Below are 15,876 nucleotides of genomic sequence, written 5' to 3'. Positions count from 1 at the left end.
TTGATGTATGAAACTTTCTATAGTCATACCTACATATCAAAGAGCTGATATTTTGAAGCGGACTTTGCGAAGTCTCATGGAGCAAAGTTTGGCAAATAAAGATTATGAAGTAATCGTGATTGATGATGGATCAAAAGATGAAGGATCAACAAAAAAAGTAGTAGAAGGATTTCATAAAAAAAATCCGAATTTCCAATACGTATGGCAAAAAAATCAAAAACAAGGGATTGCACGCAATAACGGAATCAAAAAGGCAAAAGGAGATATCGTAATATTCCTTGGAGACGACGTCATTCCTGCGAACAAAAACTTCCTGGAAGAACATCTGAAATTTCACAAGAAATACCCGAAAGAAACCGAAGGAGTCCTCGGATTCACAGACTGGCATCCGGATTTGGCTAAAAATGGGGGATTAAGTTATTTCATGCAATGGCTTACAAATGGGTCATGCGTATTTGGTAAATATGGCGGGCATCAATTCGCATATGAAAAACTAGGTGGCTGCCCTGACGGAAAAGACGCATTCGGCAAAAAAGCCATAGGGTATTCAAACAATAATAGTGACAAAAATGACAACAACGGCCACAAAAAACATGCAAACTACAATTTCTTTTACACTTCAAATATTTCACTAAAAAAATCAATACTCGAGAAAGAGCAATTTGACCCAAGCTTTAGTGAATACGGTTGGGAAGATATAGAGCTCGGATATCGACTCGAAAAAAAACATAACTTCAAACTCCTATACAATCCAAAGGCAATAGGCTGGCACCACCATGTAATCACGGAAGCAAGCATCGCTCCTCGCATGAGGATGATTGCAAAGTCAGCCACAATAATAGATAAAAAATATCCTGAATTAAAAATCAAACCCTCGAAATCAAAAATCTTAGCATTCAAAATGCTATCAAACCCAATAACTTTGCAACTTTTCAAAGTATTGAGTAAACTGAATAAGAAATGGATGAACTATTATTATTACGCACTTTCTAAAAAATATTATTTAGAAGGTTTAGAAAGATAATACCAAAACCCATAAAATCTAAAACACATAAAAAAATGCTAAAAAAAATCATCGCACAAATAGCAATCCTGATCTTACTTTTCAGTATTTCCGGATGTCAAAAAAAAGAACAGCCAAGTAAAAAGGTAGGTAGCGCGAATTTCACAGAACTGACTGTATACAATATGTTTGATAATGAGGATATCTTCGAGCCAATGCTCCAAGCATTCAAAAGCGCGAACCCCGGGATCAAGGTGAATTACAGGAAGTTCAATGATGTAGATGAATATAGAGACTTAATCGTGAACGAACTTGCCGAAGGGCAGGGGCCGGATGTATTTTTCCTCCACAATTCTTGGTTTTTGATGGATCACAAAAAATTAATGCCGGCACCAACTTCAGTGACCCGTGAAAGTTTTGAAGCAACTTACGTAGATATAGCCACGAAAGACCTGATAATCAAAGATGAAACAGGTATAGATCAAATATACAGCTTCCCTCTATATATCGACACACTCGCACTGTATTACAACAAAAAATATTACAACGAAAAAATACCTGAAAGAGGTAAGCCACCACGAACATGGTCAGAACTTGAAGAAGATATTTTTAAATTAAAAAAAGAAGATAACAGCTTTGAAAGATTCAAAGTAGCGGGTATCGCAATGGGGCGGGCCGACAATATATTGAGGGCAAAAGAAATATTCCTAACTTTGCTACTGCAAAGTGGTACAAAATTTTATGATGAAAAATACGGACGAGCAATATTTGGACAAGCTCAAGGGATAAATAGTTTTGGTAAACCAAACACACCGGGGCTTGATTCACTCAGCATGTATACAGGTTACGGACTACCTACGAGCAGGAATTACACATGGAATTTATTTTTAAGTGATGTAAACAGTGCCGAGCAAGAAGTCGACACATTCGCCAGAGGTAAAGTTGCAATGATTCTCGGATATTCATATTTATATGAAGATATAGCACGCCAAATAAACACTATCGCAAAAAGAAATCCAAGTGCAATTGAAGTGACTGATATAGCTGTAGCAGAAATCCCACAGGTATTTAATCCTGAAGAAAGTGTTGGCAATATGGCAACTCTAGCCTCATATTTTTCTCCAGCGGTAGCAAGAACCAGCGAGCACCCAAATGAAGCATGGCTACTTATAAACTTCATAACAAACCAAGAGAATTCTCGATACTACAATCAAAAAACAAAAAGACCTGCAGCAAGAAGGGACCTAATAGAAGAACAAGTTAATGACCCAATCTATGGGGTTTTCGCAAAACAAGTCGGTTACGCACAAAGCATACCTATGACAAATCCAATAAAATACAACGAAGCTTTCGAAGAAATGATAAACAAAGTTATAGCGACAGTTCCGGTAAAGACTGCATTAAAAGAAGGTGAAGACCAAATAAATGCATTGATACCTACGGATGGAGTATTCCCTAAAGTAAAAGAGGTTACAAAATAATTACTAAAGTACAAAAAGCCGGTAAACACATGAAAAAAGAAGCTACAATGCTAAGCAAGTTGAAAAAAATGTGGCACAAACTTTATAATTCGATGTATCATTTAAAGAAGGAATTAACAACAAGAAGAATAGCTATCTTTTGCTTCTGTCTTGGTATTATATTAAGTTTTTTTCAAATAAATACCGTCGCACTGCAGGGAACTCAATGGAGCGGCCAATTTAGTCCATACACAACATTTCAATTTTATTTGAGTGATATAATGTTCTCTATTGGAATACTTTTTTACGGATTGTATGTGACACTTAATTCTAAAAGGATTTTTTTTAGCATTGGTAATAACCATGCAAGATTCGCAATCGCCGGAATATTTTTCTTCGCACTTTTATCATATTTTTTCAGTATCAATGAAACAATAACTTTCTTCTGGCTAATTCAATTGTTCAAATTACTCATCGTTTATCTTTTTGTAATAAATAGACTCATCTCTGAAAAGAGATTAATAATTTTAATTTTAAGCTGTCTTGTATTCCAAGTTTTTCTAGGGTTGTTACAATTCATCCTCCAATCTTCTGTAGGGCTCAGCTTCCTTGGAGAATCAAACATAGGGCCGGAGATTTTAAATGTTGCAAAAATAGATATTGGCAGCCTAAAGGTGATCCGCCCTTATGGCACATTCACACATGCAAACATATTCGGCGGACTTTTGAGTATAGGAGTTTTACTTGCAGGCTACCTACGCATGCAAGAACTAATGCCAAAGAAAAAAGCTAATATATTAATCGGCATACTGTCCCTTGGAGTTCTACTAAGTTTTTCTAGGGCAGCCTGGCTCGCAACGATCGTCAGCTTAATAATATTTTTAGCATTTAGAGAATTCAAAATAACATATTCCAAAATTAGAAATTTCACATTCACATTTCTCACTTTTATATTTATAGGATATTTTACGGGAATTCTAAATCTAATATTAGTTCGCTTGAAATTAGTCGGAGATACAAGTCTGGTTGAACGTATAGACCAAATCAAAACAAGCTTCTCAATGCTTCTCGCTCACCCGATGGGAGTAGGGCTTGGCAACTACACAAATGCAGTGGCAGATTTTAGTTCCAAAAAATTAATGCCATGGGAATTTGAGCCTGTTCACAATATGTTTTTACTTATCGGCACAGAACTTGGAATACTAGCGGCGGCAAGTATCATCGCAGGCCTCACAATCGGCCTGCTCCACCTCTTCAAACTTCTCACAAAAATCGAAGGCAAATACAAATGCTTCCCGATATATTTCGCAATCATACTCATTACTCATATATTCATACTCGCAAATTTAGACCATTATTTTTACACCAATTATTCAGCCGGAATATTCCTCATGGTAATCCTCGGAGTCATGACAAACTACCTCGCCAACTTAGAAGAAAGCGGAGTAAGCATAGAAAAATAAACAATCTAATTCCCACGCAAAAACTCTTCCGCACTGATCTCTGTGCCGCCTTCAACCTGACATCTTAGAATCTCGAGAATTCCCTCTTCGCATCTTGCAAAAAGACGGTCTTTTGTCTTGCTCATACTCTTAAGAGTAGAGTCGTCATCTAAACCGGCCATCTGTCCGGAGTTCGCAAGATTTTCAAAGTCAGCATCCGGTAAAGTCATAACCTCTGTCAGCTTCATTCTCTTACCACCCATCATGGTCCATATTCCCGGCCATAATTTGTAAGCTCGGTATTTATTATAAATTTCTGTAGCTGTCAGAGTTGCAAAATCGACAAATCCATCTTCCTTGGTGATCTTGGTGCAATAAGAAGCCTTCGAGTTGTCTTGTATGGTACCTGTAAGACGTCCTTGATCAGAAGTTGCGTCAAAATCGGACTTCAAGGTTTCAACGAGAAGGCGGGCACCTATAGAACCTGCTTTTTCATAGATTTCCAAGAATGTATCATTTGGTTCAATTTCAAATTCTTCTTGAGATAAAATACCTCCGGTATCTATCAAAAATGCCATTTCTTGAATAGAAACTCCGGTCGTCGTATCTCCATGCTTCAAAGTTTCTTGCATAGGAGAAGCTCCTCGATACTTCGGCAATAAAGAAACGTGCAAATTGACGGAGCGAAGACAGGGAAGATCTAACCACTTTTGTGACATTATCTGCCCATATGCCACTACGACATTGTAATCTGGCGGAAGCAAGGCGAGCTGCTCATACAATGACACGTCATCGCTTATATTTGTCGGCTGATAAACAGGGATACCCACAGACTCTGCGTATACTTTTACGTCCGGTGGCGTCATCACTTTCTTTCTGCCAACAGGTTTATCTTCTTGAGTAATAACAGCTAAAATCTCAAAAGAGCTATCTGACTTGAGAGCCTCAAGGCATTTGACAGCAATCTCCGGTGTGCCGAAAAAAATAAGTTTAATTTTTGGATTCATTCTGATAGAGTGCGTTCGTTGATTTGTAATTTGTAAGAAGAATATCATATCAGTTAAACAATTTAAAAGAGATGAGTGAAAGAGTATCAAAAGTTAACAGTTTACTACATAGAGCAATTAGCGATATTATTTTGCTAGAACACAATCACCCGTCTTTTCAGCTAATATCTGTTATGAAAGTGGACACAGCAAAAGACCTTTCTCATGCGAAAATCTTCGTAAGCGCTATGAAAAACGAAGAAGAATTAATAAAATATCTAACGAAAATCACGCCGGTAATTCAGAAGAAACTAATGAAAAAAGTAAAATTACGAATAACGCCAAAATTAAGATTTGAATTAGATGTAGAGAGCGATTACCTAAATAAGATGAATGAATTAATAGTAAAAAGTGGAATAGAATAATAATAAAAATATAAAATAAAATATTAAATTCATATGCGATTTTTAAGCTCAACACTGACTATTTCTATGAAATTCATGTTTTTTATCATTTTCACACTTGGCATTTTCATATTGAGCATACTCAATACATACCTGGATAGAGATTACTATGAAAACCATTTTGCAAATGAGTTCATCAAAATCCAATCTGAACATATAGAGGGAATTATAGAGGATAAATCCGGACTAATGCCATCCGCGCTATCCAAAGAAAATATAAGAATGATATTTGAAGAGACTTTTACAAAAGAAAATATTTTAAATACTGCAAATACTGTTTTTGATTCAATCGAAAACTATGACGGCAAGATGATAGTCATAGATCTTACTTTTTTGAAGGAAAAAGAGAATGATTTCATCAACAAATTAGTAGAAGAAACCACTCCTACAGTATCAATGCAGAAAGAGGCGAAAACTTATCTCCGGAAAAATATCAATTTTGGAATCCCACCAACAATAGAGATAGAGACAGAAAACTCAGTAGTAGATAATATCGTCAAAACACTTCAATTTATTTTACTGAGGAAATTCACAGTAAATATGATTATAATATCACTTATGCTTTCACCTCTTACTGGGATTTTCGCTTTAAATTTACATCCATTATATATAGGAGTCAGAAAAGTAAGCTCTTCATTAGCAGTAGCTGGGTTTTTGACATCATCGGTTGAAGTCCTTTCCAGATTTATCGTTAAATCATTATATACAAGCGAAACTGTACGAAATGCATTCGACTCCTCCGGCGTTACCTTTTCAGAAGAGAAAGTCAGTTCAATCTTTGATTTCGCCTTTGGAGATATACTTCACTTAATTACTCTCGCAGGGATTATTACACTTGTAGTAGGAATTATGATGTATGTTATAAGCAAAATACTTCAAAAGAGATATGAGCATTCTTACTGAAATCAGTGAGCAAATAAAGTCATGTGAAAAATGCGGACTTTGTAAAACCAGAACAAATGCAGTCCCCGGAAGTGGCAATCCAAATGCCGATATTATGTTTATAGGGGAGGGGCCCGGTAAAAACGAAGATCTGAAAGGCGAACCATTTATTGGAGCGGCCGGCAAGTTTTTGGATGAGCTCCTAAATGGAATAGAGCTAAAAAGATCAGACGTATTTATCACAAATATAGTAAAGTGCCGGCCACCGGAAAACCGCGACCCAAAACCGGATGAAGTAGCCTCATGTTATTCATATCTCGAAAGACAAGTAGCTTTAATCAAGCCAAAACTTATAGTACTTCTTGGTAGGCATGCGATGTACAGATTTCTTCCGCGAGACTTACAGATATCAAAAGTTCATGGAGAACCGATAGAGCACAAAGGTATCGCAACCGAAAAACAAATATATCTGCCCATGTATCATCCGGCATTTGCACTATACAATGGCAGTTATAGAGCTATACTACATAAAGATTTTGCGAGAATACCAAAACTATTAAAAATTAATACAATTTAAATTCATTATTAAATAATCATGAGAAATACAAAATTCATACTTATAAGTTTACTTTGCGTATTAGCACTCAGCGCTTGTAGTCAAGGCACAGAGGCTCCAACTTCAGAGGAATCGCTAACCGACAGAGGGAAGATGCAAGATATTATAAAAGGATTGTCTGAAACAGACGTCCCAACTGAAGAAGCTCAAAGTACTTTTGAAGAAGAATCAAGGATAGCGATAAATATTGATGAGAATCCAATTCTCGGAGATCTCAATGCTCCGGTAACAATAATTGAATTTTCAGACTTTCAATGCCCGGTTTGTGAACAATTCCATAGAGAGACCGGAAAGAAAATCAAAGAACAATATATAGATACCGGTAAGGTAAAATTAGTATATAGGGATTTCCCAATATATAACATTCACGAATATGCAATTAGTGCGGCTAAAGCTGGAGAATGTGCATACGAACAAGGCAAATTCTGGGAAATGCATAATTATCTATTTGAAAATCAATATTCATGGCAAAATGCTGATGTAAAAACTATCCTGACCAATGCAGCAGGTAAACTTGGAATTAATACGGAACAATTTGCAATTTGCTTCGATGCCGATTCTACGCTCGAAAAAATAGGTTTTGATTTTTATACCGGTAAATCACTTAAAGTAAATGGAACTCCAACATTTTTCATAAATGGTAAAATGGTGGTAGGATTTAGAAATTTCACAGAGATGAGTGAATTGATAGAAGCTGAATTGAAATAATTTAACATTAAACCAAGTATCACGTGAATTTTTGCGACGAGACAACTGTAACATTAAAAGCTGGAAACGGAGGAGGCGGGTGCGCCAGTTTTAGACGTGAAAAATATATATCAATGGGAGGTCCTGATGGAGGGAACGGGGGAAGCGGAGGAAATGTAATTTTAAAAACAAATGAAAATATCAACACATTAGTTGATTTTAATACGAAAAAAAGTTTTAAAGCGACATCTGGAGGGAGTGGAGCAAAAAGAAATCAAAATGGGCATACCGGTTCTGACTTAATACTTGAGGTACCACTTGGAACAATAGTAAAAGATGAAGATGGCAACGTAATTGCCGATTTAAAATTTAGAAATCAGGAAGTAATAATTGCAAAAGGTGGTATGGGAGGTAAAGGAAATGCTCAATTTGCATCTAGTACAAGACAAGCTCCTAACTTCGCAGAGCTCGGCGAACCGGGCGAAGAGCTAACAGTTCACATGGAGCTAAAACTAGTTGCGGAAATAGGAATCATAGGACTACCAAGTGCCGGGAAATCCACACTAATCTCACGTATATCAGCCGTAAAACCAAAGATTGCAGAATATCACTTCACAACATTAGTGCCAAATTTAGGAGTAGTTGATATGAAACCATTCGGAGGAAGTATGGGGGAAAGTTTCACTGTAGTTGATATCCCGGGTCTTATAGAGGGCGCCGCAGAAGGCAAAGGGCTTGGCCACGAATTTTTACGCCATGTAGGAAGAGCAAAATTCCTTATTCATCTCCTCGATGGATCGCTGGGAAATCTTCGTGAAAGTTTCGACACTATAAATGCAGAGCTGGCCAAATATTCCAAAGACTTAGCTGAAAAAGACCAAGTAGTTGTGATAAACAAGACAGATATCCTTATAGAAGAACTTTATCCTGAGATAGAAAAAGAGTTCGCTGAATTCAAGAAAAAAAATAAATTATTTTTTATATCCGCATTAACCGGAGATGGTTTAAAAGATCTTATGTTCTCTATGTGGGGTAAGGTGAAAGAAATGAGAGTCCAAGACCAAGATGTCCTTGAACTACTTGCCAAAACCGAAGATCACAAAACATTCCGCCCACATTTGCTCACAAGCAATCATCAGTTTGAAGTTGAGCTAATAGACTCAGAAAAAGTCACAAGTGAACTACAAGAGGGTAAGAAACGTATGACACACAAAGAACGTATAAAGAAAAAAGAATTACGTGACATGCTAAAAGAAGGTGAAATCACTGAAGAAGAGTACGAAGATCAGTTATATGAATTGATAAATGGTTTCAAAAAAGAGGATCGAATAAAAAAATTCTCACGCCAAATATTTGAAATCAAAGGTAAAAGACTTGAGCAAATAGTAATAATGACCGATACTAACAGTGATGAAGCCGTCGATCGTGTACATGATGTAATAAGAAAAATGGACATCAACAAAAAGCTCGTAGCAAAAGGAGCTGCTCTCGGTGATGTAATAATGATCGCAGGAAAAAGATTTTACTTCAGAAACTAAATTATGAAAGTAATAATAGGATTAGGAAATCCAGGAGGTAAATATATAAAAAGCCGGCACAATATCGGCTGGATGATAATAGATGAGCTCAAGGCTAGAGTAGGGGCGGACGATTTTAAAGAAAACAAGAAATTCAAAGCGCTAATCACTGAAACGAATAATCCAAACGATAAAAACGATAAACTTATCCTAGTCAAACCTCTGACATTCATGAATTTATCCGGAGAAACTGTAGCTACTATAAAAAGCTTCTTTAAACTCTCAAGCGAAGATTTAATCGTGGTTTATGACGACATAGACCTACCACTTGGCGAATTGCGCTTCCGAAGCTCCGGCGGACCTGGTACTCACAACGGCATGAGATCAATCGTTCAACACATAGGAGAAGACTTTCCACGTCTCAGATTTGGCATAGAAAACCGTCCGGAAGATCTGAAATCCAAAATCGACTTAAGTGACTATGTGCTCGGAGGATTCGCCAAACATGAGACGGAAATCATCGAAAATAAAATTTCAGAATCGATCGAAACAATCTTTGATAGAATAAAGACGTAAAATCATCGCATTTTTGCTTGCAAAGCTTTTATACAGCATGTAAAATCACCCCGCTCTTAGAGCTTAAGAGCATATTTAAAGTTCAAAACTATGTTTGCAATAGCAGAAATCAAAGGTCATCAATACAAAGTCGCAGAGGGCGACAAAGTGCAGATTAGCTTCATGGAAGAAGCAAAAGAAGGAGATAAAGTTAAATTCGACGAAGTTCTACTTATTTCTGATAAAGAAGTAACACTTGGTATGCCATTCATCGCAGGAGCTTACATTGAAGTCAAAGTACTTGGAGAGTTCAAAGATAAAAAACTTCGTATCTTCAAAATGAAACCAAAGAAAAGATACCGAAAAACTCAAGGTCACAGACAAATGTACACTGAAGTTGAAGTTGTTAAAGTCGCTCTGTCAGGAGGTACTAAGGCTCCGGTAAAGAAAGTCGAAGCAAAAGAAGCTCCTATAAAAGAAGAAAAAGTAGTTGAAGCAAAGGCGGAGAAAAAAGCTCCGGCAAAGAAGCCGGCAACAAAGAAAGCTGAATAATCTAAACTTCAACACCACTATCATCAAGCACCTTTTGTAAATCAGCAGGGATTTCGCCTATAAATTCAGTATCTTTTTCTTCTCCCGGAATGCGGAATTTAAGTCTCCAAGCGTGCAAAAACTGCCTTTCTAAGCCATATTTCCCCTTGAAATATTCATTCACATCATCATTTCCATACATATTATCGCCAATGACCGGATGGCCTATAGAAGACAAGTGCACACGGATCTGATGAGTACGACCGGTAATTATGCGTACTTTGAGTAAAGTTGCTTTAGCAAAAGTCCCGCTATCGGGGCTTTTTTTCGCAGTTTCGTCTCCCAAATACTCCAAAACCTCATAATGGGTGAGGGCATCTTTTGATTCTATACCCCCGACGGCTTTTTTGAAGCGATGTTTGGGGTCACGACCTATTGGTGCTTCAATAGTTCCTTTTTTTGGCTTCAAATGACCACTCACAAGGGTCAAATAATATTTTTCAATCCAACGGTTTTTTATAACTTTGGACATATGTCGATGACCTATATCTGTTTTTCCAACTATAAGAAGCCCCGAGGTATCACGGTCCAAGCGATGAACTATACCTGGACGTAAAACACCATTTATACCGCTAAGTTGGCCTTCACAATGGTGGAGCACTGCGTTCACGACGGTGCCGGTAAGATGTCTATATCTATCAGCAGGATGACAAACCATACCTGCCGGTTTATTTATAACCAAAATATTAGGATCCTCATAAACAACATTCAGATTCAAATCCTGTGCTTCAATTTTTAATTTTACCGGACGATCAGGCAAATCAACAGAAATACTATCTCCAACCTTAGTTTTGTAGCTTGGAGACTTCTTTTTTCCATTTACGAGTATTTTCTGATTATCAATAAGATCCTGTAAAAAACGACGACTATGACCAGGGAATTGCTTTGCAAGGTGTTTGTCCAGCCGTTCTCCGGCAACTTCCGGAGATTTTATTGTAAATTCTATGGGAGCACTTATAATGTAATTGGCTTCTCTGGAAACTTTGTCTTCAGGCATGAGAAATGATAAGAATTAAATTCAACTAAAATAAAACCATAATGGAACTAAAAGAACAAGTAAACGATATTTTAACTCGTGGCGTTACAAATGTGATCGTAAAGGAAGAATTAGAGAAAGTATTACTCTCCGGCAAAAAGATAAAACTCTATCTAGGTATAGACCCAACCGGCTCAGAGCTACACATAGGGCATGCCGTACCGTTAAGAAAACTACGTAGATTTCAAGAACTTGGACATGAAATAATTTTACTCTTTGGCGGATTTACCGCACAACTTGGAGACCCTACAGGTAAAGACATTACACGGCCACCACTCACATATGAGCAAGTGATGATAAATGCGGAAACGTACAAAGAACAAGCCGCAACAATACTTGATTTCGAAGGAGAGAACCCTGTGAAAATTCTAAACAACAACGATTGGCTTTCAAAAATGAATTTTGCAGACGTAATAAAATTAGCAGGGAATTTTACAGTACAACAAATGATGGAGCGAGACATGTTCCAAGAACGATTTAAAAACAGTAAACCAATAGGTGTACATGAGTTTTTATACCCACTTATGCAAGGATATGACTCAGTCGCAATGGACGTCGACTTAGAGCTTGGAGGGAACGATCAATTATTTAATATCTTGGCTGGAAGAACCCTTCAGGAAAAAATCAACGGACGTGCTAAGCATTGTATGACCTTCGATCTACTCGAGGGGACGGATGGACGCAAGATGAGTAAATCATATAATAATCATATCGCTATAGGAGATGAGCCAAGAGATATGTTCGGGAAAATCATGTCAATCAAAGATGAGCTTATCACGCAATATTTCACACTTGCGACAGAACTCACACTAAAAGAAATTGAAGGAATCAAAAAAGAGCTTAAATCCGGTACAAATCCACGAGATCTCAAAGTACAACTCGCAAAAGAAATTGTTACTCTTTACCATGATGAAGCAGCAGCCGATGACGCGGAAGAGGCGTTTGTAAATCAATTTGCTCGCAAAGAACTTCCGGATGATATAGAGGAAATCTCGATTGGAAATGAGACTATCAACTTACTTGATTTATTGTACAACCAAAAAATGATCCCTTCAAAGGCAGAAGGCCGAAGACTTATGGAACAGGGCGGAGTAAAAGTAAATGGAGAGAAAATCGATGATCCACATATGGAACTCTCTCTCTCGACAGAAAAAACACTTCTCCAAGTAGGAAAACGAAAATTTCTTTATATAAAAAAATAATTTAATATCATGAATTACAAATACATTCTCACATCAATAATTCTCATTTCATCTCTTTTTCTTATAAGCTGTGGAAGCAAAACTTATCCGGAGCCGGAAGGAAGTTTACGTAGTCATGTAAACGGTGGGGCATTCGGTATAACTATCGAAATGGGAGATAAGATACCAAGGAATCCAATAGAATTCAAAGCAGAGCCATTATCAAAAGAGCTTAAGGATTATATTATAAAAAACGTACCTGGTTACGAAAAAAACAGATATTTAGTACAACTGGAATCAACAACCGGAGTAAGATTAATTGATTTCAAAAAAAGTAAGACAAAAATATTTTACGCTCCATTTGACGATACTTACAATTATATAGGCGGCGTACTAAATTCGCCTGATGGTAAGTTCATAGCTATGAATCTGACAAAAGGATTCGAATCTTCATGGTCAAAACTCATAATCATAAATGTAGATGAAAATAATTTTGGATCTCCTCTAACAGATGAAATTTTGACTCAACCATCAGCTGATTCCGGTTGCAGTGAAATGACGATCGTAGAAGTAAGATCAAATGAAAACCAACATAATGCATGTATAGTTGAAGCACCGCAGTCAACATATATGCTTGACTGGTGGAGCACGGACAGTACTATCGAATTGATTAAAAGATTTCCAGGTAGTACAATCTTTTACTCCCTTGAAGTAAGTTAAGGGCAAAAATATTCATGACGTAATTGAAATGACCGTACTTGATCAAAATCTTAGCAGTGTACTTCGAACGACCTCTAGACACATAAAAAAATTGGCAGAGCTCGAAATAAGAACTGTCAGAGATTTTTTAATGTATTTCCCAAGAAGATATGAATATCAATCAGAAACCAATATCTTAGAATTAAAACCTGGTGATAAGCAAGTAATCAAAGGGGTTCTAAGTAATTTTTCCAGCAAAAAAATAAGGGGAATGGACATATTGTCAGCATTAGTAACTGATAACACAGGGTCTCTAGAGGTTGTATGGTTTAATCAGCCGTATCTTAAGCAAAAACTAGCTCCCGGCGATTCGGTGACACTTGCCGGTAAAGTGAAATTCGACTTTGGCAAAATAACCATGCAAAACCCAAGCGTAGAATTAAAAGGCAAAGATCAGGTTCACAGCGCAGAAATCATACCTATATACAGTGAAAAAGACATAGAGGGGCAAAATGGCAGAATAAGCTCAAAATGGCTACGAGAAAAATTACATCCGCTAATGTACATGACGGAATATTTGGAAGATCCATATCCAAATGAAATAAGGGAAAGAAACGAACTCCTGCCAATGAAAGAGGCGATCAAAGAAGTTCATTTCCCAACTTCAGAAGAAAAATTAGAAAAAGCTAAAGAAAGGCTAGCCTTTGATGAATTACTTTTTTTGCAAATATCAGCATTACAAAAAAAATGGGCTTGGCGAAAAGGGGTAGAGGGGTTTGAAAAAAAAATTAAATTGGATAAAAAACTAAACAAAGAATTTTTAAACGGACTACCATTCAAATTAACTGGTGCGCAAGACCGTTCACTCAAAGAAATATGCGGAGATCTAGATATGGATTATCCTATGCTCAGACTTCTTCAAGGAGACGTCGGTTCAGGCAAAACGGTCGTTGCGGCGGCAGCGGCGCTTCAAGCGGTAAAAGCGGGCTTTCAAGTTGCTGTAATGGCACCTACATCCATACTTACCGAACAACACTGCCGCTCATTCAAAAAAATGCTCGAGCAATTTGGTATAAAAGTTGAATTAATTCTTGGGTCACTACCTGCAAAAGATAAAAAAGAACGTACGACTATGCTTGCAAATGGCGAGATAGACATAGTAATTGGAACACATGCAATAATCCAAGATTCTATAACATTCAAAAATCTAGGTCTTGCAATAGTGGATGAACAACATAGGTTTGGCGTTAAACAAAGAGAGAAATTAAAAGAATTTGGCAATCCTCATTTACTCAATATGTCAGCAACTCCAATTCCTCGAACTCTCGCTCTGACAATATACGGAGACCAGGATATCTCTGTGATAGATGAGCTGCCACCCGGTAGACAAGAAATAATGACTAGAATAGTGCCTGAACATAAAAGAAGTGATGCCTACACATGGATTGCTGAGCAGATAGAGGAGGGGAAACAGGCATTTGTAATTTGCCCACTAGTTGAAGAGTCGGAAAAATTAGAAAATGTAAAAGCAGCCACTGAAGAATTTGAAAGACTTAAGGCTCACATTTTTCCAAATTTCAAACTTGGGCTACTACATGGACGTCTAACGTCTGAAGAAAAAGACAGTATCATGAAAAGCTTTTCAGCAAATGAAATACAGATTCTAGTTTCAACTTCTGTTGTTGAAGTAGGGATAGACGTACCAAATTCGACAATTATGATGATCGAAGGAGCGGAGCGTTTTGGACTTTCTCAGCTTCATCAATTTCGTGGCCGCGTCGGAAGAGGGGCTCATCAATCGTATTGCTTCTTATTCCCGCATCATTTCACAGATGAAAACAAACAAAGACTTATCGCTATGGTAAAACATTCAAGTGGATTCAAGCTTTCAGAAATAGATTTAGAGCTCCGTGGCCCAGGCGCGGTTTATGGTGTACGCCAAAGTGGCGTACCGGATCTTCGCATGGCCACTTTCTCAGATGGAAGAATAATCAAAAAAGCTAGGATTGAGGCAGAAAAACTAATAAGCGAAGACCCGCTCCTCACAAATTATCCGCGCCTGCACCGCGCTATAAAAGAAAGCGGAACCGAAGCCCACTTAGTGTAACAACTCCATCCCACCTCATTAAACACTTTGGGCAAAAATTTCAGTGATGAGTGATGGACAGCATATCCTCCCATGAGTGATAGACGTCATATCCTCCTAAATTTCTTACTCAACGGTGGAACCTTCAGCCCAATTTTCGGGAATATTCCTTCGTTTTATATACTGTATGCGCTTGCCTTCTCAATTTCATACTCCAATTCTACACCACAAAGATTCTGGAACAAGCTCATCCCCCTCCTTATGGACGGGGTATCAACCCGCCAAAGGCGGGTAGCTCCGCTTTAGAACACGCCAGCCGTGCCATTTTTCCCCGCCTCACCTTTTCCCCAAACTCATCTTTCCCCACCAACTCACCTTTTCCAACCATTTCCCTACCCCCTCGCCCATACGCAGGTGAGCGCGTGCGTACCACAAAACATTTCCATTCTCGCGCAACTCGAAATGGTGATATTATGCTTATTACTCATGTTTTTCGCCTATATTAGTCTGGCAATTTTTACGAATTTTTGTTAATATTTTCTTCTAATAATCCATAAATATAAAAGATATGAACAATAAAAAAACAAACGGACTAGTGGGTAAAAATACCTAGAAGGAATCCGCTGGGGTCAAGCCGAAAAACCATCTTTTGGCAGCAAAAAACCTTCATA

At 37.6% G+C, this 15,876-nt stretch carries 15 protein-coding genes; 13 read left to right on the top strand and 2 right to left on the bottom strand.

Features of this window, described 5'->3' with window-relative positions:
* Window positions 1–7: 7 nt before the first annotated feature.
* Genes Q8P68_02365 through Q8P68_02355 form a run of 3 tightly spaced genes read left to right on the top strand, consistent with a single transcriptional unit; the run spans window position 8 to window position 3,926 of the window.
* On the top strand, window positions 8–1,024 hold the full coding sequence (locus Q8P68_02365; protein ID MDP4008014.1) for a glycosyltransferase: 1,017 nt from the start codon (window positions 8–10) through the stop codon (window positions 1,022–1,024).
* A 35-nt stretch (window positions 1,025–1,059) separates the two neighbouring features.
* Window positions 1,060–2,484: an extracellular solute-binding protein gene (locus Q8P68_02360; GenBank protein MDP4008013.1), complete on the top strand. Its 1,425-nt coding sequence runs from the start codon at window positions 1,060–1,062 to the stop codon at window positions 2,482–2,484.
* A gap of 29 nt (window positions 2,485–2,513) precedes the next feature.
* Entirely contained in the window at window positions 2,514–3,926 is a 1,413-nt protein-coding gene (locus Q8P68_02355) for an O-antigen ligase family protein (protein ID MDP4008012.1), read from the top strand.
* 5 nt (window positions 3,927–3,931) lie between these two features.
* Here Q8P68_02355 and fmt read toward each other — a convergent pair whose 3' ends face one another.
* A complete protein-coding gene (gene fmt / locus Q8P68_02350; GenBank protein MDP4008011.1) occupies window positions 3,932–4,960 on the bottom strand; it encodes a methionyl-tRNA formyltransferase in 1,029 nt (342 codons plus the stop codon).
* A 23-nt stretch (window positions 4,961–4,983) separates the two neighbouring features.
* Here fmt and rbfA point away from each other — a divergent pair, with 23 nt between their 5' ends.
* The 7 genes from rbfA to rplU all read left to right on the top strand — a co-directional run bounded on the left by rbfA (window position 4,984) and on the right by rplU (window position 10,164).
* Complete coding sequence (gene rbfA, locus Q8P68_02345; GenBank protein ID MDP4008010.1) at window positions 4,984–5,316, top strand: 30S ribosome-binding factor RbfA; 333 nt, start codon at window positions 4,984–4,986, stop codon at window positions 5,314–5,316.
* 33 nt (window positions 5,317–5,349) lie between these two features.
* Window positions 5,350–6,258: a hypothetical protein gene (locus Q8P68_02340; protein MDP4008009.1), complete on the top strand. Its 909-nt coding sequence runs from the start codon at window positions 5,350–5,352 to the stop codon at window positions 6,256–6,258.
* A complete protein-coding gene (locus Q8P68_02335) occupies window positions 6,242–6,814 on the top strand; it encodes a uracil-DNA glycosylase (protein MDP4008008.1) in 573 nt (190 codons plus the stop codon). Before Q8P68_02340 ends, Q8P68_02335 begins: the two co-directional genes overlap by 17 nt.
* An 18-nt stretch (window positions 6,815–6,832) precedes the next feature.
* A complete protein-coding gene (locus Q8P68_02330; protein MDP4008007.1) occupies window positions 6,833–7,561 on the top strand; it encodes a DsbA family protein in 729 nt (242 codons plus the stop codon).
* 23 nt (window positions 7,562–7,584) lie between these two features.
* A complete protein-coding gene (obgE, locus tag Q8P68_02325; protein ID MDP4008006.1) occupies window positions 7,585–9,078 on the top strand; it encodes a GTPase ObgE in 1,494 nt (497 codons plus the stop codon).
* A gap of 3 nt (window positions 9,079–9,081) precedes the next feature.
* The gene (gene pth, locus Q8P68_02320; protein ID MDP4008005.1) at window positions 9,082–9,633 is read left to right on the top strand and encodes an aminoacyl-tRNA hydrolase; all 552 of its coding nucleotides are present in this window, start codon (window positions 9,082–9,084) and stop codon (window positions 9,631–9,633) included.
* 90 nt (window positions 9,634–9,723) lie between these two features.
* Complete coding sequence (rplU, locus tag Q8P68_02315; protein ID MDP4008004.1) at window positions 9,724–10,164, top strand: 50S ribosomal protein L21; 441 nt, start codon at window positions 9,724–9,726, stop codon at window positions 10,162–10,164.
* 1 nt (window position 10,165) lies between these two features.
* On the opposite strand, the gene Q8P68_02310 is transcribed toward rplU, so the two are convergent.
* Window positions 10,166–11,200 carry an RluA family pseudouridine synthase gene (locus Q8P68_02310; GenBank protein MDP4008003.1) on the bottom strand — a complete coding sequence of 345 codons (1,035 nt, stop codon included), beginning with the start codon at window positions 11,198–11,200 and terminating at the stop codon, window positions 10,166–10,168.
* A gap of 41 nt (window positions 11,201–11,241) precedes the next feature.
* On the opposite strand from Q8P68_02310, the gene tyrS reads away from it, so the two are divergent.
* The 3 genes from tyrS to recG are packed head-to-tail and all read left to right on the top strand — an operon-like array spanning window position 11,242 to window position 15,226.
* Window positions 11,242–12,441, top strand: coding sequence for a tyrosine--tRNA ligase (tyrS, locus tag Q8P68_02305; protein MDP4008002.1), 1,200 nt, complete (start codon window positions 11,242–11,244; stop codon window positions 12,439–12,441).
* A gap of 9 nt (window positions 12,442–12,450) precedes the next feature.
* Window positions 12,451–13,140, top strand: a complete 690-nt coding sequence (locus Q8P68_02300; GenBank protein MDP4008001.1) for a hypothetical protein — start codon at window positions 12,451–12,453, stop codon at window positions 13,138–13,140.
* Between the two features lie 28 nt (window positions 13,141–13,168).
* Complete coding sequence (gene recG / locus Q8P68_02295) at window positions 13,169–15,226, top strand: ATP-dependent DNA helicase RecG (GenBank protein ID MDP4008000.1); 2,058 nt, start codon at window positions 13,169–13,171, stop codon at window positions 15,224–15,226.
* Window positions 15,227–15,876 lie beyond the last annotated feature (650 nt).

The sequence above is a fragment of the Candidatus Peregrinibacteria bacterium genome, assembly GCA_030700255.1.
Lineage (GTDB): Bacteria > Patescibacteriota > Gracilibacteria > UBA1369 > JABINC01 > JABINC01.
Note: the sequence above shows the minus strand (reverse complement) of the source record. Positions and strands in the feature narration are given on the sequence as shown.